Raw genomic sequence first — 17,544 nt, forward strand, 5'->3', positions numbered from 1 at the left:
AGAATATCCTACTGGGCAACGCTGTCGCGACCGCCAGCGGCAGCTTCCACGTCGGCAGGAGTGTTGCACTCCAAGAAGATCTCGGGGGTATAGAGCTCCACCTCCTGTACCCGTTTACCCAGATCCTGCAACAACCGGCGCAGGCCCAGGGTTTCCTCTCGGAGACACAGCAACTCTTCCCGCAAGCGCCCGTCGATCAGGGCGGGGTGTCCTCGTCGTCCTCGATGCACCGGCACCGTCGCCCAAGCGCGATGGCGCAGATGGTACTCCAGCAAGCTGTGGTAGATCCAGGCCGGACGGGGCTGATCCACCCCCGAAATGGCCAACACGCGAAAATCGGCAGGGATCCCTTCCACCCCCACCCGAATAGAGTGGGTCTTGCCCAGCTCAGGAGCCGGATTGATCAGCACCTCTGCCCCCGCCAAGTGAACTTGGGCCGCCGCCAGATGCTGGGATCCCAGCACCACCCAAGGTTGAAACCCTGCCTGTCGCCACTGAAAAATCTGGTAAGAAAGCAGAGTTTGCCCATCTTTCCAGGGCACCAGGGCTTTCGGTTCTCCCATCCGCGTGGAAAACCCAGCCGCCAGGATCAGCGCATGCAGCTTCAGGTCATTTGCCAAGGATCTTCACCAGCAGAATGCCAAACAAGTATAGAAACGTCACCGCCCCGGCCAAGAGGCTCTGGGTGAGGGGATCCGTGGAAGGGGTGAGAATGGCCCCTGCCACCACCGAGCCCAGAACCACGTAACGCCAGCCCTTGAGCATTTGCTCAGCACTCACCAGCCCCAACCCCCCCAGCAGCGCCTGCAAAATCGGCACCTGAAAGGCCAAGCCGGTGCTGAACAACAGCAGCAGCACAAACTCAAAGTAGCGGTCGATGGACCAGGCCTGATCCACCACCCCTTCGCCATAGCGAATGAAAAAGTTAAGTGCCGCCGGAATGAGGAGATAGTAAGCAAAGACCAAGCCAGCCACAAAGAGAAGGCTCGATCCCAGCACCACCGGCCCCAGCAGCTTGCGCTCCTTCACGCTCAGCCCCGGCAAGACGAAGCGGGCAATTTGGTAGAGCAAAAAGGGCGTGGCCAACAGCAACCCCGAATAGGCCGCCACCTTCATGGAGACGAAGAAATACTCCCCCGGCGCCAGTTGCAAAAAGGTCACCCCCCGCGCCGGCACCTCCAGCAGGGCGACAATGCGGTTCACCACCAGAAAGCAAGCAATGATGCAGATCGCCACCGCGATCACGCTGGCCAACAGGCGGCTGCGCAGCTCCTCCAAGTGCTCCATCAAGGTCATCTCGACCTCGTAGGGAAACTCCGGATCCGGCACCCGCTCAGAGTCAGGGGTTACCGTGGCTTGGGGCGAGGGCTCGGTCTCAGAGACAAGGGTCATGGGCCAAGGCGTAACGAAACATTCGCCGCTATCTTAGCTCTGCCCCGTCCTCGGGGAAAAGCGCCTGCCGAGAGCTCGGTCAAGGCCTGTAGAGATGGGTTGAACTGCCAGGACAGACATGATGAGCTCCTCCCCGGCTCAGGGGCTGGGGAACATCCCTCTCCAGCCGGGGATCCCGTGTGCGATAGGATCAAAAAGTGCCGAAATCCTGAGGGCCTCGGATCGAGTGCGCCCGTATTCCTCACTTTTTCAGCAGTATGGCCAGATCTCCAGCTTTGTGGCTCAGTCGCCTCGCTTTTCTGCGAGGGCTGATCTTTATCTTGGCAGTGGTGGCTGCCCTCGTCTATCTGGGCTTTAGCCGCGAAGTTCGCCTCGGCCTTGACCTCAAAGGAGGGACGCAGCTCACCCTGCAGGCTTTGCCTACGGAAGAGGTACCCGAGATCACCTCTGAGGTGATGCAGGGGGTGGAGGCGGTGATCCAGCAGCGGATCAACGGCCTGGGGGTGGCCGAGCCTCTGGTGCAGATCAGCGGCCAAGACCGCCTGTTCGTGCAACTGCCGGGGGTGGCGGATCCGGATCGGGCTGTTGCTCTTTTGGGCGATACGGCCCAGTTGGAGTTTCGCAAGGGATTGGTGCCGGTCAGCGCCCTGCCCCGCAACGAGCAGGGGGAGATAACGGCGGGGGAGGATCCCGACGCCCTGTTTGAACGGGTCGGCCTGACAGGGGATCTGCTGCGCAACGCCTATCCCCAAGCCCCTCGTCGCGGATCCCAGAGCTGGGAAGTGCTGTTGGAGTTCAAGCCAGAAGGGGCAGAAAAGTTTACTCAGCTCACCCGAGAGTTGGCCGGAACAGGGCGTCCGCTTGGCATTTTTCTCGACGACGTGCTGATCAGCGCCCCCATCGTGGGGCCGGAGTTTGCCCGCACCGGCATTACCGGCGGAACAGCGGTGATCACGGGCAATTTCACAGTGGAAACCGCCACCGATCTGGCGGTGAAGCTCAAGGCGGGGGCGCTGCCGGTTCCCATTCGCGTCATTGAAAACCGCACCGTCGGGGCCACGTTGGGGGAAGAGAGCGTGCGCCGCAGCCTCTATGCCGGCATTGGCGGCCTGGTGCTGGTTTTTGTCTTTATGGTGGCCTACTACCGCCTGCCGGGGCTCATTGCCGACCTCGCTCTTCTCATCTACGCCCTCTGTACGTTTGCTCTGTTCCAACTGCTGGGGGTGACCATGACCCTGCCAGGGATCGCCGGCTTTATCCTCAGCATCGGCATGGCGGTGGATGCCAACGTGCTGATCTTCGAGCGCATCAAGGAGGAGCTGCGGGCGGGCAAGTCCATCTATAAGTCCATCTCGGAAGGGTTTAATCGCGCCTTCAGCAGCATCCTCGACAGCAACGTCACCACCCTTTTGGTCTGTGGCGTACTTTTCTGGCTGGGGATGGGGCTGGTGAAAGGCTTTGCCGTCACCTTGGCCATTGGCATTCTGGTAAGCTTTTTCACGGCCATCACCTGCACCCGCACCCTGCTGCTGGCGGCAATGGGGATCCCTGCCCTGCGCAAACCTGAGTTTTACGGCGTTCGCATGGAGGCGGCTCAATCATGACGGCGCAAGAGTTATCCCCCCCCGATCCGGCGGTGGGATCCCGGCGGTTGCTTGACTACCGCTTCGACATCGTCGGGCGCAGCAAGCTTTGGTTTACCCTTTCCCTGGCGGTGTTGCTGGTGGGGCTGGTCAGCATGGCCTTTTCTCTGGCCTCTCTAGGGACACCGCTGCGGCTGGGGCTGGATTTTGCCGGCGGCACCTTGCTGGATCTGCGTTTTGAGCGGCCTGTCACCACCGAAGAGCTGCGGCGGGCGCTGCAGGAACACAACCTGGGCAGCAGCATCATCCAACTGGACACCCAGACCAGTCAGGAAGCCTTGATCCGCATGCCCCCTTTGACTGAGCAGGAGCGCCTAGCGGTAGAGGAGACGCTGCGGCAACAGGTAGGCCCTTTTGAGCGCAACCTAGTGGAGACGGTAGGCCCGACGGTGGGGCGCTTGCTCTTGCGTTCCGGCCTCGTGGCTGTGCTCATCTCTTTTGGGCTCATTGTGGTGTATCTGGCCCTGCGCTTCCAGTGGGATTACGCGGTGTTTGCCATTGTGGCCTTGCTGCACGATGTGGTGCTGACAACAGGTCTGTTTGCCCTTTTGGGCCTAACGGTGGGCATGGAGGTGGACAGCCTGTTTGTGGTGGCGCTGCTAACCATCATTGGTTTTTCCGTCAACGACACGGTGGTTATCTACGACCGCATCCGGGAAAATCTGCGTCTGGTCAGCCGCAAGGTCAGCTTTGCCGAGGTGGTGAACCTATCTCTAAACCAGACTTTTGCCCGCTCTTTGAACACCACCCTGACAACGATGCTGCCCCTGGTGGCCATTGCCATTTTTGGGGGAGCCACCCTGAAGGGGTTTGCCATCGCTCTGCTCATTGGCTTTAGCTTGGGGGTCTATTCCAGCATCTTCATCGCCAGCCCTCTACTGGTGTGGTGGCGGCAGCGGCGCTATGGCGGAAAAGGGGATCCCGAGGCGCTGCCTTCCGGCGCAGAGGGGTAGGGCGGCGGCAACTGCCTACCAGTGCAGCCGCTGTCCGTGGGCAACCAGGTAGCGCTGCAAGTCGGCCATCTTGCCCTGCGGCACAATCTGGGTGGGGATCAAGCCGGGATCCTGGCTGTGCAACCAGGCTACGATGAGCCCCGCTGCCGAGCCGATGGTCCACTCGCCGTAATGGGTGCGGGTGGCGGCGTTGACGATGTGGCTGACGGCGATCCCTTTGCCGCCGATGAGCAGGTTATCCACTTTCTGGGGGATCAGGGCCTCTAGGGGGATGACGATGGGGCGGACGGAAAACTCGTTGACGGGCGCCGAGCTGGCCGACAGGGAAGGCTCCCAGTTGCGGTAGCGACAGCCGTGCATGTCGATGGCGTAGTGAGTCACCCCTACAGCGGTGGGGCTAAAGTCCCGTCCCCCGCTGGTGCCGACGCGGATGTCTTGCTCCAGCATCTGGAATTCCGCCTGGCCGTAGGCAGCTCGCCCCAGGATGCGCCGCCCCTCCCGGATGTAGGGGTAGAGGCTGAGGCCGGAGCGGGTGCCCAGCAAAGAGTCCTCGGCAAACACCAACGAGAGGGGATAGCCGGCGCGGGCTTGGGTTTCCATCAGCCACTCGGCAAAGAGCAGGGCGTGGTTTTCTCCATCTTTGAGGGCGGAGACGTCCAGCCCCCCCAGCCAGTTGTGGCGCTGCCCTGAGGCCACCAGCCGCTCTTCTGTCAGGATTAGGGGCGGGTTCATGATCCCCCAGTCGTTGCCGCGGTTCCAGTTCACCAGCGTCAGGTCGCCCGGCACCGGGGTGCTGTGGAAGGGATCCGTGCGGCCTTTGCTGACGATGCGGCGGTAGTTGAAAAAGCTCTGGCCGCTGAAGGTGGGAAACCCCTCCAGGTCGAACTGGCGGCGGTGCTCGGCGCGGGAGTAGCCCGGCTGCAACTGGGCCAGCTCGGCGCGGGAGCGCCCGCCATCGTCGTGGATGGCCAGCACGAAAGGAAAAGTGAAGGCCTGGGTGCACTCCGGGTTGCTGGCCGGGGCGGCATTGGGCTCCCCCGTCAGATCTCGCCCTTCTGAGCCCAGCCGGTAGGGGATCCCAGCCCAGCCCACCAGCTCGCCGGTGTCGGTGGCGTCGATAACAAACAGGTTGCGGCCCGGTGGCGCCTGCAGCCGCAGCACCCGCTTGGCAAACACTTCCGTCTCCTGCCAGCCATACCAGCTCACCAATTCCCGCCACAGCCGCCCTGGCGGCACAAAATTGGGATCCCGCGGCTGCCGCTGCACAGCGTAGAGGCTCTCGATGCGGGAGCCGTCGGCGCTGAAGGTGGCCCCCTTAAAAGCGGTCTGGGTGGCCCAGCGACTCTGGGGAGCAGACTGAGCCGCCTGCCGCAGCCAGGTTTCTACCGCCTGCAAACCTGCCTGGGGCGGAAAACACAGCCCCCCTACCCAGCAACTGTTGATCTTGGTCACGCGGGTTCCCGGCGGGATCCCTGTCCAGGCGGGCAGATGCAGCGGCTGGCTTTCGATGAGGGCCTTAAACTCCAGCCAGTGGCGGGAAAAATTGCCCCGCTGCCGCATGGGGAGGGACTCGTCGAGGGCCGATACCCCCTGCGAGGTGATCTGCCCCCCCAGCCAGGGGGTGAGCTCGATGAGACAGGTTTGCACACCCCCCCGCATGGCTTGGCCTGCAGCCGCCACGCCCCCCAGGGATCCGCCCACCACCACCAGCTCGCACTCCCAGATCTCGTCCGGCTGCGGCAAGGGATCCAGCAGCGGCCAGCCGTGGGCCGTAAAACGGGGCGGCTCCGGCTCTGGAGCGGCGACGGGCGATCCCCCTTCCGGCTGGGAGAGGGCGGCGAACCCCATCCCCGCCACGAAGCCCAGCAGAGACAGGATCCCCAACCCCAGCACTCGTTGGCGCCTGAGTCTTTGCTGTGCTGCCGGGATCCTCTTGCCGGCCATGCTCACCTGACCTCACACCCCAATTTGCGCCGGCAACCTTTTGGACCGCGATCCAAGGCCCGGGAGAAATCCCTTTGAGAATAGCCGACAAAGCTGCCTCTAGGGTCAGGCCGAGTATAAGATCCGAGCAACAAGGCATAATGGGCTAGCAACTTTTTTCCAGCAGGGATCCGCAGCAGCATGGGACGGGCAAAGAAAGTAGTATTGGCCTATTCGGGCGGCGTCGATACTTCCGTCTGCATCCCCTATCTCAAGCACGAGTGGGGAGTGGAATCGGTAGTCACCCTGGCGGTGGACTTGGGTCAGGGGGCGGAGCTGGAGGCCATCCAAGCCAAGGCGCTGAGGGCCGGGGCGGAGCAATCCCTGGTGCGGGAGGCCGTCCAGATCCTGATTGCCGACTACGCCTTCCCCGCCATCCAGGCCAATGCCCTCTACGAGCAGCGCTACCCTCTCTCCACTGCCTTGGCCCGACCCCTGATCGCCAAGCTGTTGGTGGAGGTGGCAGAAGAGGTGGGCGCCGACGCCGTGGCCCACGGCTGCACCGGCAAGGGCAACGACCAGGTGCGCTTCGACCTGGCCATCGCCGCCTTGAACCCCAAGCTCAAGGTGCTGGCCCCGGCCCGCGAGTGGGGCATGACCCGCGAGGAGACCATTGCCTACGGCGAGCGCTACGGGATCCCTATGCCGGTGCAAAAGTCCAGCCCCTACAGCATCGACCTCAACATCCTGGGCCGCAGCGTCGAAGCCGGGATCCTGGAAGACGCTGACCAAGAACCACCGGAGGAAGTCTACGCTCTCACCCGGCCTATTTCTCAAACCCCCGACGAGCCCGCCTATGTGGAGATCGCCTTTGAAGAGGGGATCCCGGTGGAGCTGGACGGGCAGCGCCTTGGCCCCAGAGCCCTCTTCGAGCGGCTCAACGCCTTAGCCGGCAGCCACGGTGTCGGTCGCATCGATATGATTGAAAACCGGCTGGTTGGGATCAAGTCGCGCGAGATCTACGAGTGTCCGGCCCTAACGGTGTTGATCCAGGCCCACCGCGAGCTGGAAAGCCTCACCCTCACCCGCGAGGTCATCCACTACAAGTACGGTATCGAGACCACCTACAGCCAATTGATCTACAACGGCCTTTGGTATTCGCCGCTGCGGGAGGCCCTGGACGCCTTCATCTGCACCACCCAAAAGAGTGTTACCGGCGTGGTGCGGATGCGCCTGCACAAGGGCCAGGCCGTCTGCGTGGGCCGCCGCTCTCCTTACTCCCTCTACAACGCGGAGCTGGCCACCTACGGGGAAGGGGATCAGTTCGACCACCGCGCTGCCGAAGGCTTCATCTACATCTGGGGTCTGCCCACCCGCGTCTGGGCCCAGGTGCACCGGGGCGGTGGTGCTTGAGCTCTACCGCCCCACCTGCCTGCTGGCCCAACGGCGCAGGTGGGCCAGGTTTTCCACCGCGGGGGTGAGGGGCTTTCTCTAGGTTCCTGCCGTCCAGGTGTTGCCGTACTCGATCTGCTCCGGGGTAAGGCTGTCAATTTGGATCCCCATGGCCTTGAGCTTGAGGCGGGCGATGGCCTCGTCGATCTCCGCAGGAATGGGGTGCAGCCCTGGCGCCAGCCGGCCACGGTTTTTCACCAGGTACTCGCAGGCCAGCGCTTGGTTGGCAAAGCTCATGTCCATGACGCTGGCGGGGTGGCCTTCGGCGGCAGCCAGGTTGATCAGCCGGCCCTCCCCCAGCACGAACACCGATTTGCCCGACTGGAGACGGTATTCTTCCACAAAGGGGCGCACGCTCTGCCGGGAAACCGTCCGCTCTTGCAAGGCCACCAGGTCGATCTCGATGTCGAAGTGGCCGGCGTTACAGACCATCGCCCCATCTTTCATCCGGTCGAAGTGCTCGCCGCGGATAACGTGCTTGTTGCCGGTGACGGTGATGAACAGATCCCCCAGAGGGGCGGCCTCGGCCATGGGCATAACCCGAAAGCCATCCATCACCGCCTCCAGAGCCCGCACCGGGTTGACCTCGGTCACGATGACCTGGGATCCCATGCCGCGGGCCCGCATCGCCACCCCCTTGGCGCACCAGCCGTAGCCAGCCACCACCACTGTTTTTCCGGCCAGGAGAATGTTGGTACAGCGCAGAATGCCGTCCAGGGTGGATTGGCCGGTGCCGTAGCGGTTGTCGAACAGGTGCTTGGTCTCGGCGTCGTTGACGGTCATCACCGGGAAGCTGAGCACCCCCGCCTTGAACATGGCCCGCAGGCGCACCAGGCCGGTGGTAGTCTCTTCCGTGGTGCCGATGATTTCCGACACCTGCTCCTGGCGATGCTGAACCAGCTCCGCCGTCACATCGCCGCCGTCGTCAATGATGAGATGGGGGCGGTGATCCAGGGCGATCTGGACATGGCGGCGGTAGGTCTCTACATCTTCCCCCTTGATGGCAAAGACCGAGATGCCGTAGTCGGCCACCAGGCTGGCGGCCACATCGTCTTGGGTGGAGAGGGGGTTGCTGGCGATGAGGACGCTATCGGCTCCCCCTGCCTGCAAGGCCAAGGCCAGATTGGCCGTCTCGGTGGTGACATGGCAGCAGGCCACCAGGCGCAGACCGGCCAGGGGTTTTTCTTGGGCAAAGCGCTCCCGGATCTGGGCCAGCACCGGCATCTCCCGCGCCGCCCATTGGATCCGTTGCTTGCCCAAGGAGCTGAGGCTGAGGTCTTTAACTTCGTGCTTGGGGAGAGACAGGGTGGCGCTGGTCATCGAGAAGGCTCCAAAAAGGGTCGTCGAAAAAGGATAGAGGTTCAGCCGAGCTACACGGCTAGAGACAGGGAGTTTCAGGCCGTTACAATGTCGGCAAGAGGGATAAACAGATGTCAACAGACCTGAACTATTCTGCCACAAGGGATCCCTTTTCAGCGCTGGGTCTGGACGTGGGCAACCGTCGCATCGGCGTGGCCGGCTCCGACGGGCTGGGGCTGCTGGCTACCGGCCTGGGGGTGATCCGGCGCCGTTCCCTGCCCGAAGACATTGCCCAAGTGCAGGAGTGGATCCGCCGCCGCCGGGCCACCGTGGTGGTGGTCGGGATCCCCCTTTTGGCGGACGGCTCGGTGGGATCCCAGGCCCGCAAGGTGCAGCGGTTTGTGCGCGCTTTGCAGGTGGCGGTGGATCTTCCCGTTATTACCGTCAACGAATACCTGAGCACCGTACAGGCGGAGTGGGATCTGCGCGAGGCCGGGATCCCGGCCAAGGCCCAGAAGGGTTTGATCGATCAACAGTCGGCGGCAGTGATTCTCCAAACTTGGCTGGACGAGCGACGGGCTTCTTTGTCGGAAGTGCCGGGCTGGCGGGGCTGGGGCAGCAAAGACTACGCTGGAGAGGTCTAGCCGGGCCAGTGCAAGTCAGCTCGAAGCATGAAGCATAAGGTGTGCCATCCCCGGTCGGCCCGCTGGCGTTGGCAGGGCCTATCTTTTAGGTCGGGGCTTGTCGCGCAATTTTGGTAATCTCAAGCTGAGCATCTGAGCATGAATCGCATTTGCATTCTTGGGGGCGGCTTTGGCGGGTTGTACACAGCTTTGGAACTGAGCCGGCAACCCTGGTCAGAGCCACCCCAAATTACCTTGGTCGATCGCCAGGAGCGGTTTGTCTTTGCTCCTTTGCTGTACGAGCTGCTCACCGGAGAAATGGAGGACTGGGAGGTGGCTCCCCGCTTCCAAGATCTGCTGCCCTCGGAGTCGGTGCAATTTCGCCGCGGCTCTGTCCAGGCCATTGACCTTCAAGCCCGCCGAGTGGGTCTGGAAGACGGGCAGAGCCTAGAATACGACGCGCTGGTGCTGGCGCTGGGGGGAGAAACCCCTTTGCAGAGCGTTCCGGGAGCGGCGGAGTTCGCTTTTCCCTTTCGCACCCTGGCCGATGCCCAACGGCTGCGGGCCCACCTGAAAACGTTGGAAGAGCGGGATCCGGCTCAGCCGATAACTCTGGCCATTGCTGGGGCGGGGGCAAGCGGCGTGGAACTGGCCTGCAAGCTGGCAGATCGGCTGGGATCGCGGGGACGGATCCGTCTTATTGAGGTGGGATCCCGGATTTTGTCGGGCTTTGCTTCTTCCAGCCGGGAGGCGGCCCAACTGGCGTTGGCCCAACGGCGGGTGCAGGTGGAGTTGCAAACCAAGGTTTTGGGCATCGAGGCTCTGGGCGAGAACGGCGCCCCCCCCTTCCGCCTACAATTGCAGCGGCTGGAGGCCCAGGAGATAGCCACGGATCTTGTGGATGCGGTGCTGTGGACCGTCGGAACCCGACCGGCAGCGGTGATCGCCAACTTGGATCTGCCCAAAAGTGAGCGGGGACGGCTGCAGGTTTTGCCCACCCTGCAAACTCCCCCCTTTCCAGAAGTGTTTGCCCTGGGAGACGTAGCGGCGGTGGTGGATGCCGAAGGCCAGCCGGTGCCCGCCACCGCCCAAGCAGCTTTTCAACAGGCCGGCTATTGCGCTTGGAACCTGTGGGCCTTGCTCACGCAGGAGCGGCCCCTGCTGCCGTTCCGCTACTTTTCTCTGGGGGAAATGCTCAGCTTGGGGACGGATACGGCGGTGCTTTCCGCCCTCGGCGGCCTCACCCTGAGCGGCCCCCTGGGCTATTTGGCCCGACGAGCCATCTACCTGGTGCGTCTACCTACCCTGGAGCACCAGCTCAAGGTGGGATGGAACTGGATCACCCGCCCGCTCTGGCAGGCCCTAGGAGCCCTGTAGCTGGCGGGAGCGCTCGTAGGCTGCCCGCACTGCCCGCATCAAGGCCCCCCGTACTCCCCCCTCTTCCAGGACTTGGATCCCGGCGATGGTCGTTCCCCCTGGGCTGGTCACTTGATCCTTGAGAAGGGCGGGGTGGAGCTTCTCGTGCTGTAAAAGGGCAGCCGTGCCCGCCAAGGTCTGCATCGCCAGTTGGGTGGCGAGGGGACGCGGCAGACCCACCCCCACCCCCCCGTCGATCAGCGCTTCCAGGATCACCGCCAAATACCCCGGCCCCGATCCCGACAGGGCCGTCACCGCATCCATTTGGCTTTCGGCCACCGTCACCACCTGGCCTACAGCCCGAAACAACCTTTCCACCTGCTCCTTCTGATCAGGCGTCACTCCTGGCCCGTAGCAGATAGCCGTGATCCCTGCTCCCACCAGCGCCGGTGTGTTGGGCATGGTGCGCACCACCCTCTGCTGGGGAAAAGCCTGCTGCAACTGCTGCAAAGGGATCCCGGCCATAATCGAGATCACCAACTGCGCGGCGGACGGCTGGCCCATCTCAGCCACCACCTGCGGGAAAACCTGGGGCTTGACGGCCAAAAATACAATCTCAGACTCTCCCGCCTGAGATAGATCCGCCAACAGCCGAATGCCCAGCTCCTGCTGTAGGGTCTTGGCCTTGTCCGGGTCGGGCTCCCGCAAAGCCACCTGAGCTGCAGGATAAAGCCCCGCAGTCACCCAACGCCGCAGCAGGGCGGATCCCATGGCTCCCCCCCCGATCACACTCAGCAGCGGTCGCTCCATGTCGGCTAGTGCTGGCCCACCGCCTGCAAATGTTCATAGCTGCTGGGCCAGAGAGGGGCAGGGCTGTGCAAGGGACGCTGCAGCGGCTGCACCCCTTGGCTACTGGGGGTGGAGACCGTCACCGTGCTGGGGGTGAACAAAAAAATGTTTTCGCCAATGCGCTCCTGGTGGCCATCGATGGCGTAGGTGCCACCGGCAACAAAATCCACCGAGCGCTGTGCTTCGGCGGGATCCATCAGGGTCAAGTTCATGATCACCGTCTTGCGCTCCCGCAGGTACTGGATGACTTGAGCCATCTCGTCAAAGCTGCGCGGCTCCAGCACCACCACTTCGCTGGTGGGTGGGTTGACGCCCGGTAATCCAATTACGTTGCTCCCCATACTGCCCCCTGCTAAGCGATCCCGATGTTGACTGCGCCGATGGCCCCGCGACTCTTCTCGACCGACAGACCCTTCCCCGGCTTCCGCTCCCCGTTGTCGACGTCCGCGTGGAAGGGCACTGGCTTCCTGCTCTTCAGGAGCCGGTTGGGAACGGCGTCCCTCGTAGAGCACTTGGTAATCATCCTGCCCTTCCATCTCAGGGTACTCTTCCAGGCCGTCCACGGGATCGGTCAAGCCTACAAAATCTCTTACCCTGCTCCAGATTCCATTGACATTCATCGTCCACATCCTCACTACAGGTCATGGTTTGCGGCAAGCGCAGGATTCAGGCTCTTGATTGGATCTTGAGTAGCCCAGTCAAGCCAAAGGGCATCTCCAATCTTTATTTTTAGTTAAAGTTTTTCAAAAGGCCGAGACAGGGTTTGCTCGAGAAGCTGCCGAGGCAGGCTAACAAAACCCATGGACTCGACGAGTCGAGTTTACCCAGAAGAAGTAAAGATGTCATCCCACTTGTCCAGCCACTGCTTTGGCCAGAGTCTACTGCGCTCCTTGTCCAGCTTGAACACGTGTTAACGGGAGTGACGCAAATGATTACAAGTTTCCCTAAAATTTCCCCGACAGGGTAAATTTTGGGCGGGATTGCCCTGTTTTTGCCCGATTCAGGCCGAACTCCAACCCAGAGCGTGCCCTGCAGGGCAACTCCGGAGTTGCGCGGCTTTACACAAAATTTAATCACAATTTAACGGCTTCATAGAGACTCCATCTATCTATTTCCGTTCGGCATCGGCAAACAAAGCGCGCCCCAGCCGAATCAGGTTGGAGCCTGCGGCCACCGCCAGGGGGTAATCGTCGGACATGCCCATGGAGAGGGTGTGCAACTGCAGATGCTCGTAGCCGCTGCGCTGGATGTGATCCGCCAGCTCGGCCAGCTTGCGAAACAGCTCTAGGGCTGCCTCTGAGCTCAAGCCCAAAGGCAAAATGGTCATCAGGCCCACAATTTGCACCTGCAGCAGTTGGTTCAGTTGCGGCAGGCTTTGCAACAGATCGGGGATGAGCCAGCCGAATTTATTGGGATCCGGGGCCAATTTCACCTGCAAGCAGAGCTTGGGGGTAAGGTGCAGCTCCCAGGCTTTTTGGTTGATCAGCTTGGCCAGGCGCAGGCTATCGACGCTGTCAATCCAGGCAAATTGTCTGAGGGCCGGCTTTACCTTGTTGGTCTGCAAATGCCCGATCAAGTGCCAGACAATATCGGTCAGATCCTGCAGTTGCGCCTGTTTGGCGGCTGCCTCTTGCACTCGGCTTTCGCCAAAGTGGCGGATCCCGGCTCGATAGGCGGCGCGGATGTGGTTGACGCTGTAGCCTTTGCTCACCGCCATGATCTCCACATGGCCTGGGATCCGGGCGCGGATGGCCTGAATGCGGCTGTGGATGAGCTCTTCGTCAACGGGGGGCGGCGACGCTTCAAGGGAGCTGGAAGAAGGCGGAGACATGGCTAGGGCCACCTAGGAAGCTAGCAGAAGATCTCGACAGAGAGAGTCCAGTCCTCGTTTTGTCTGGATACTTCGAGATTGGAGCCGGTGCTCCAGCGGCCAGGTGGAAACAGGGGGAACCCAGCCATAGCCCAGTTCTTCTGGAGCCTAGCCCAAGGCCGCTGCCAGGATCTGATAGGCCAGCTTGGCGGCGGTGAAGGCGCTGCGGCGATCGGTTTCCCGTTCCCCGGTGACCGCCAGCTCCACCACATCGGCGCCGACGATTTGCCGCTGCTGCCCCAGGGCCCGGATCAGCTCTACGGTCTCCCACCAGCCCAAGCCGCCGGGTTCGGGGGTGCCCGTGGCCGGCACGACCGCAGGATCCAACCCGTCCACATCCACCGTCAGGTACACCTGGGATCCCAGCGTGGCGATCACCTCGGGGATCCACTCCTGGGCTGGCTTGCCGTGCAGGCTGTGGGCAAAGAAGGTGTGCAAGCGGTGCTTGCGAATGGCCTGGCGGTCTTCGGCGCAGAGGGAGCGGATCCCCACTTGGGTGAGGCGGCCGCCCACTTGCTCCACCACGCGGGCCATGGCGGAAGCGTGGGAGTAGCGGGATCCCTCGTAGCTGTCTCTCAGGTCGCAGTGGGCATCGATCTGCAGCACGTGCAGTTCTGGGTAGTGGGGCAGGTGGGCGGCAATCAAGGGGCCAGTGATGGAGTGCTCCCCGCCAATGGAGAGCAGGAACCGCCCTGGCCTTACCCACTCGGCAGCGCGGCGCTGAATTGCGGCCATGGCCAACTCGTGGGCGTCCAGCCCCTCGAACTCCACTGGCGGCGCCGTCCAGTAGCGGGAGGTCTCTGCGGCAAAGTCGGGGTGGAGAGCCGGCTGGCAGTCTCTCACCTCGTCGTAGATCTCTACATAGGCAGAAGCCTGCAACAGCGCCTGAGGGCCTTTGGCCGTGCCTTTGCCGTAGGAGGTGGTGGCCTCGTAGGGGATAGGCAACACAATGGCCTGGGCCAGCTCCGGATCCGGCTCAGCCAGGCCCAAGAAGGGGAAAGGAGAGCGGTACATGGCAAGAGCAGAAGAGGGGATCCCTATTGTATTGAAAGATCTTGGGATAGCCCGCAAAGATTGGGGTGACCGGCCAAGGGCGGATCCCTTGTAGGATGGCAGCAAACCCTCTAGACTGAGCAAAGGTTGCCCCAGCCGATTTGCTTTCACTCCTCTTGTGTCCCGTTTCAACAAGCTAACGAGCCTATGACCACAGCCTCTCAAGCTGCCCTTTTCGACGCCCTTGCCCGGCGCCGTGCCCTCAAGATCATCAGCGGCCTGCAAAATTTCGACCTGCAGTCGGTGCTGAAAGTCACCCGTGCCGCCCAGGAGGGAGGAGCCACTTGGGTGGACATCGCCGCCAGTCCCGAATTGGTGCAGCAGGTGCGCGCCCAGATCGAGCTGCCCATCTGCGTGTCGGCGGTGGAGCCGCAGCGATTGGCTGCCGCCGTCCAAGCGGGGGCCGACATGGCTGAAATCGGCAATTACGACAGCTTCTACCCTTCGGGCCGCATCTTCTCCGCTGCGGAAGTCCTGGAGCTCACTCGCCAAACCCGCTCTCTGCTGCCGCGCACGCTTTTGTCGGTTACCGTTCCCCACACGCTGCCTTTGGATCAGCAGGCGGAATTGGCCGAGAAACTGGAAGATCTGGGGGCCGATCTCATCCAAACCGAGGGCAGCACCAGTGCCGAGCCGGTTCACGGGGGATCCCTGGGCTTGATCGAGAAGGCTGCCCCCACCTTGGCTGCCGCCTATGAGATCAGCCGTGTGGTCTCGCTGCCGGTCATCTGCGCTTCCGGCCTCTCAACGGTAACGGTGCGCCTGGCCATCGCTGCCGGTGCCTCAGGTGTGGGGGTGGGCAAAGCTGTCAGCCGGCTCCAGGATGAAGTGGCCATGGTGGCCCAAGTGCGGGCGCTGGTAGAGGCCCTGGGAGACTCTCGGATCCCTGCCTTTGTCTAGGTTGATGCCTGACCGGTGAGAGTTAAACTGCTGGCGCCAGCTTGTGCTGGTGCATTTTTTTATCGCTTCCGTCCGCATCCGTTTCTCGCCGGCAGCCGAGTCATGCTCTGTATAGTTTCCAATCCCTGAGCCCAGACATGGTTGACAATGCGAGGGATCCCTTTTTGAACTGCCCATGAGCTGGCAACGCCCCGATGGCCGCACGGCTGCTCAATTGCGCCCGGTTTCCTTCCAGCGCCGCTTCACCCGCTATGCGCCCGGATCGGTGTTGGTGAAGTTTGGCGATACCCATGTCCTCTGCACCGCCAGTGTGGCGGAAGAAGTTCCCCCTTTTTTGCAGAATACCGGTCAAGGCTGGCTGACGGCGGAGTACCGCATGTTGCCCGGAGCCACCCCACAACGACAGCCACGGGAGATGTTGAAACCATCGGGCCGTACTGCCGAGATCCAACGCCTCATCGGACGCAGCCTGCGCGCCGCTCTGGATCTCCAGAAGCTGGGATCCCGCACCATTACCCTCGATGCCGATGTGTTGCAGGCCGATGGCGGAACTCGCACCGCCGCGATCACGGGGGGCTATGTGGCCCTGCACGACGCCGTCACTTGGCTATGCAAACAGGGGTTGCTGGATCCGGCTCAGGGATCGCCGCTGCGGCAGCAAGTGGCGGCCCTTTCGGTGGGAATTGTGCAGGGGGAAGTCCTCGTAGATTTGTGCTATGAGGAAGACAGCCAAGCCGAGGTAGACATGAACATTGTCATGAACGAGCAGGGATCCTTTATCGAGATTCAGGGCACTGCCGAAGCCGGCTGCTTCAGCCGACCGCAATTGTTGCAAATGGTGGAGATGGCCCAAGCCGGGATCCGAGAATTGCTGCAGGCGCAACAGCAAGCTCTCAATTGGGAACCGTAGCCAGCTTTGCAACGGCGACCCTTCAAGGCGTTGGTACAGCTTAGAACAAGGCCGGCAATTGGCCTGAAGAAGTTGGCCTGGAGAATGCCGCATGTCCCCTTTCGTATTCGGTTCGGAGGAACTTGCGCCCCTGCTCAGGCAGCAAGGCCGGCGGTTTACCACTGGCTACCTGCACCTTCACCTCAGAGGGCTGGATCCTGCCGAGGTCGCAGAACCCTGGGTACTGACTTATTACTACGGCAGGCTCCTCTTTTCTGCCGATCAACCCCTCAACACGCAAATCCTGCTGAAACGCCTATCTCGCTTCATCGCCCGCCTCAACTTGGAATGGTCGCAGCGGGCCATCTCGGTGGTGCAAGAGCGCCTGCTGAAGAACCGTTCCCTGCCCGAGCTGCTGGAGGCCATCACGCAGTTGGGCTTGCTCAAGCCAGGAGAGTTGGAAGATGCCCTGTGGCTCAACCTGCTCACCGATTTCGACCGCTACCTGTTTGAGCGGTCAGGCGCCTGCTACTTCGAAGTGCAGGAACGGGTCGCCCAAGAGGCCCCCATCGGCGGGTTTGAGTTGGAGCCTCTGTTGCAAGAAGCAGCCCGCCGCCACGATCGATGGGCAGATTTGAAGGTGGCCATTCCCACGATGCTGGCGATACCGGTGGTCAACTGGGAGCGGGTCAACCGCTATCGCATCACCGATGAGCAGCGACAGAAGCTCCACGCCCTCACCAAAGACGGCCAGTCGCTAGAGGTGATCGCCAAGAAGCTGTGTCGGGATCGTCTGGAGGTGGCCAATCTCTTTGCGGCCTGGGTCAAAAAAGGGCTGGTCAGCCTGCAAACACCCCAAGAGCTGCTGCAGACCAAGCCCCACAACCCGATAACCATCTTGGCGGTGGACGACAGCGTGGTCATGCAAGAGATCCTGCGGCAATATTTGTCCAACTATCGAGTGATTACAACAGGCAACCCCGCCGAGGTGCTCCCTCTGTTGTTTCAGCATCGGCCTCATCTGCTGTTGATGGACATCGCCATGCCGGGGATCGATGGCCTGGAGCTCTGCCGCATTGTGCGCAGCTTGGAAGAGTTTAAGTCCCTCCCCATCCTAATGGTTACCTCGCGCGATGGCCTGCTAGCTCGCATCCGCGGCAAATGGTCGGGAGCAACTGGCTACCTGACCAAACCCTTCAACGAAAGCCAGCTTAACGAAGAAGTGAGGCGGCTTCTGTTTGTTTCCAATTTCTTTTCCAATTTCTTTTCCAATTTCTAGGGATCCCCCGAAGAGCTAACCGCTCGCCTCCCCTCTCCCAGTGGGAGAGGGGCCAGGGGTGAG

General features: G+C 62.0%; 16 protein-coding genes. 8 read left to right on the forward strand and 8 right to left on the reverse strand.

What is annotated here, in order from left to right; all coding sequences use genetic code 11:
- Positions 1-8: 8 nt before the first annotated feature.
- On the reverse strand, positions 9-620 hold the full coding sequence (locus NW858_RS07705; protein ID WP_414333461.1) for a nucleotidyltransferase family protein: 612 nt from the start codon (positions 618-620) through the stop codon (positions 9-11).
- The gene (gene tatC / locus NW858_RS07710) at positions 610-1,392 is read right to left on the reverse strand and encodes a twin-arginine translocase subunit TatC (protein WP_414333459.1); all 783 of its coding nucleotides are present in this window, start codon (positions 1,390-1,392) and stop codon (positions 610-612) included. Before tatC ends, NW858_RS07705 begins: the two co-directional genes overlap by 11 nt.
- A gap of 257 nt (positions 1,393-1,649) precedes the next feature.
- Here tatC and secD point away from each other — a divergent pair, with 257 nt between their 5' ends.
- Entirely contained in the window at positions 1,650-2,996 is a 1,347-nt protein-coding gene (gene secD / locus NW858_RS07715; RefSeq protein WP_414348413.1) for a protein translocase subunit SecD, read from the forward strand.
- The gene (gene secF, locus NW858_RS07720) at positions 2,993-3,988 is read left to right on the forward strand and encodes a protein translocase subunit SecF (RefSeq protein WP_414333455.1); all 996 of its coding nucleotides are present in this window, start codon (positions 2,993-2,995) and stop codon (positions 3,986-3,988) included. Before secD ends, secF begins: the two co-directional genes overlap by 4 nt.
- A gap of 15 nt (positions 3,989-4,003) precedes the next feature.
- Here the strand turns inward: secF and NW858_RS07725 are convergent, their stop codons facing one another.
- Positions 4,004-5,932, reverse strand: coding sequence for an FAD-dependent oxidoreductase (locus NW858_RS07725; RefSeq protein ID WP_414520234.1), 1,929 nt, complete (start codon positions 5,930-5,932; stop codon positions 4,004-4,006).
- Between the two features lie 180 nt (positions 5,933-6,112).
- On the opposite strand from NW858_RS07725, the gene NW858_RS07730 reads away from it, so the two are divergent.
- Positions 6,113-7,324 (forward strand): argininosuccinate synthase, encoded by a 1,212-nt coding sequence (locus NW858_RS07730; protein ID WP_414333452.1) that lies wholly within the window; start codon positions 6,113-6,115, stop codon positions 7,322-7,324.
- Positions 7,325-7,402: 78 nt separating this feature from the next.
- On the opposite strand, the gene ahcY is transcribed toward NW858_RS07730, so the two are convergent.
- Positions 7,403-8,683: an adenosylhomocysteinase gene (gene ahcY / locus NW858_RS07735; RefSeq protein WP_414333450.1), complete on the reverse strand. Its 1,281-nt coding sequence runs from the start codon at positions 8,681-8,683 to the stop codon at positions 7,403-7,405.
- 110 nt (positions 8,684-8,793) lie between these two features.
- On the opposite strand from ahcY, the gene ruvX reads away from it, so the two are divergent.
- Both ruvX and NW858_RS07745 read left to right on the forward strand, forming a co-directional pair.
- Entirely contained in the window at positions 8,794-9,306 is a 513-nt protein-coding gene (ruvX, locus tag NW858_RS07740) for a Holliday junction resolvase RuvX (protein WP_414333448.1), read from the forward strand.
- 138 nt (positions 9,307-9,444) lie between these two features.
- Positions 9,445-10,662, forward strand: coding sequence for an NAD(P)/FAD-dependent oxidoreductase (locus NW858_RS07745; RefSeq protein WP_414426842.1), 1,218 nt, complete (start codon positions 9,445-9,447; stop codon positions 10,660-10,662).
- On the opposite strand, the gene proC is transcribed toward NW858_RS07745, so the two are convergent.
- From proC to speB, 4 genes are all read right to left on the reverse strand, one after another.
- The gene (gene proC, locus NW858_RS07750) at positions 10,648-11,451 is read right to left on the reverse strand and encodes a pyrroline-5-carboxylate reductase (RefSeq protein ID WP_414414347.1); all 804 of its coding nucleotides are present in this window, start codon (positions 11,449-11,451) and stop codon (positions 10,648-10,650) included. The two genes, NW858_RS07745 and proC, sit on opposite strands and share 15 nt — an antisense overlap.
- Positions 11,452-11,456: 5 nt before the next feature.
- Positions 11,457-12,026 carry a cell division protein SepF gene (locus NW858_RS07755; protein ID WP_414333495.1) on the reverse strand — a complete coding sequence of 190 codons (570 nt, stop codon included), beginning with the start codon at positions 12,024-12,026 and terminating at the stop codon, positions 11,457-11,459.
- 572 nt (positions 12,027-12,598) lie between these two features.
- Complete coding sequence (locus tag NW858_RS07760; RefSeq protein WP_414333442.1) at positions 12,599-13,321, reverse strand: YggS family pyridoxal phosphate-dependent enzyme; 723 nt, start codon at positions 13,319-13,321, stop codon at positions 12,599-12,601.
- A 147-nt stretch (positions 13,322-13,468) separates the two neighbouring features.
- On the reverse strand, positions 13,469-14,374 hold the full coding sequence (speB, locus tag NW858_RS07765; protein WP_414333441.1) for an agmatinase: 906 nt from the start codon (positions 14,372-14,374) through the stop codon (positions 13,469-13,471).
- Between the two features lie 186 nt (positions 14,375-14,560).
- Between speB and NW858_RS07770 the strand changes: the two genes are divergently transcribed.
- The 3 genes from NW858_RS07770 (at position 14,561) to NW858_RS07780 (ending at position 17,481) form a co-directional block, all read left to right on the forward strand.
- Positions 14,561-15,313: a DUF561 domain-containing protein gene (locus NW858_RS07770; RefSeq protein WP_414520235.1), complete on the forward strand. Its 753-nt coding sequence runs from the start codon at positions 14,561-14,563 to the stop codon at positions 15,311-15,313.
- Positions 15,314-15,488: 175 nt separating this feature from the next.
- Entirely contained in the window at positions 15,489-16,223 is a 735-nt protein-coding gene (gene rph / locus NW858_RS07775) for a ribonuclease PH (RefSeq protein WP_414333437.1), read from the forward strand.
- A 91-nt stretch (positions 16,224-16,314) separates the two neighbouring features.
- Positions 16,315-17,481 (forward strand): response regulator, encoded by a 1,167-nt coding sequence (locus NW858_RS07780; protein WP_414338575.1) that lies wholly within the window; start codon positions 16,315-16,317, stop codon positions 17,479-17,481.
- Positions 17,482-17,544: the final 63 nt, after the last annotated feature.

The sequence above is a fragment of the Synechococcus sp. H55.10 genome, assembly GCF_047502715.1.
Classification (GTDB): domain Bacteria; phylum Cyanobacteriota; class Cyanobacteriia; order Thermostichales; family Thermostichaceae; genus Thermostichus.

Bases quoted from the DNA above. Each gene is read 5' to 3' on its own strand.
- secF (WP_414333455.1), top strand. From the start codon at position 2,993: ATGACGGCGCAAGAGTTATCCCCCCCCGATCCGGCGGTGGGATCCCGG.
- NW858_RS07780 (WP_414338575.1), top strand. From the start codon at position 16,315: ATGTCCCCTTTCGTATTCGGTTCGGAGGAACTTGCGCCCCTGCTCAGG.
- NW858_RS07745 (WP_414426842.1), top strand. From the start codon at position 9,445: ATGAATCGCATTTGCATTCTTGGGGGCGGCTTTGGCGGGTTGTACACA.
- ruvX (WP_414333448.1), top strand. From the start codon at position 8,794: ATGTCAACAGACCTGAACTATTCTGCCACAAGGGATCCCTTTTCAGCG.
- NW858_RS07760 (WP_414333442.1), bottom strand. From the start codon at position 13,321: ATGTCTCCGCCTTCTTCCAGCTCCCTTGAAGCGTCGCCGCCCCCCGTT.
- proC (WP_414414347.1), bottom strand. From the start codon at position 11,451: ATGGAGCGACCGCTGCTGAGTGTGATCGGGGGGGGAGCCATGGGATCC.
- secD (WP_414348413.1), top strand. From the start codon at position 1,650: ATGGCCAGATCTCCAGCTTTGTGGCTCAGTCGCCTCGCTTTTCTGCGA.
- tatC (WP_414333459.1), bottom strand. From the start codon at position 1,392: ATGACCCTTGTCTCTGAGACCGAGCCCTCGCCCCAAGCCACGGTAACC.
- speB (WP_414333441.1), bottom strand. From the start codon at position 14,374: ATGTACCGCTCTCCTTTCCCCTTCTTGGGCCTGGCTGAGCCGGATCCG.
- NW858_RS07755 (WP_414333495.1), bottom strand. From the start codon at position 12,026: ATGGAAGGGCAGGATGATTACCAAGTGCTCTACGAGGGACGCCGTTCC.
- NW858_RS07730 (WP_414333452.1), top strand. From the start codon at position 6,113: ATGGGACGGGCAAAGAAAGTAGTATTGGCCTATTCGGGCGGCGTCGAT.
- NW858_RS07770 (WP_414520235.1), top strand. From the start codon at position 14,561: ATGACCACAGCCTCTCAAGCTGCCCTTTTCGACGCCCTTGCCCGGCGC.
- NW858_RS07725 (WP_414520234.1), bottom strand. From the start codon at position 5,932: ATGGCCGGCAAGAGGATCCCGGCAGCACAGCAAAGACTCAGGCGCCAA.
- rph (WP_414333437.1), top strand. From the start codon at position 15,489: ATGAGCTGGCAACGCCCCGATGGCCGCACGGCTGCTCAATTGCGCCCG.
- ahcY (WP_414333450.1), bottom strand. From the start codon at position 8,683: ATGACCAGCGCCACCCTGTCTCTCCCCAAGCACGAAGTTAAAGACCTC.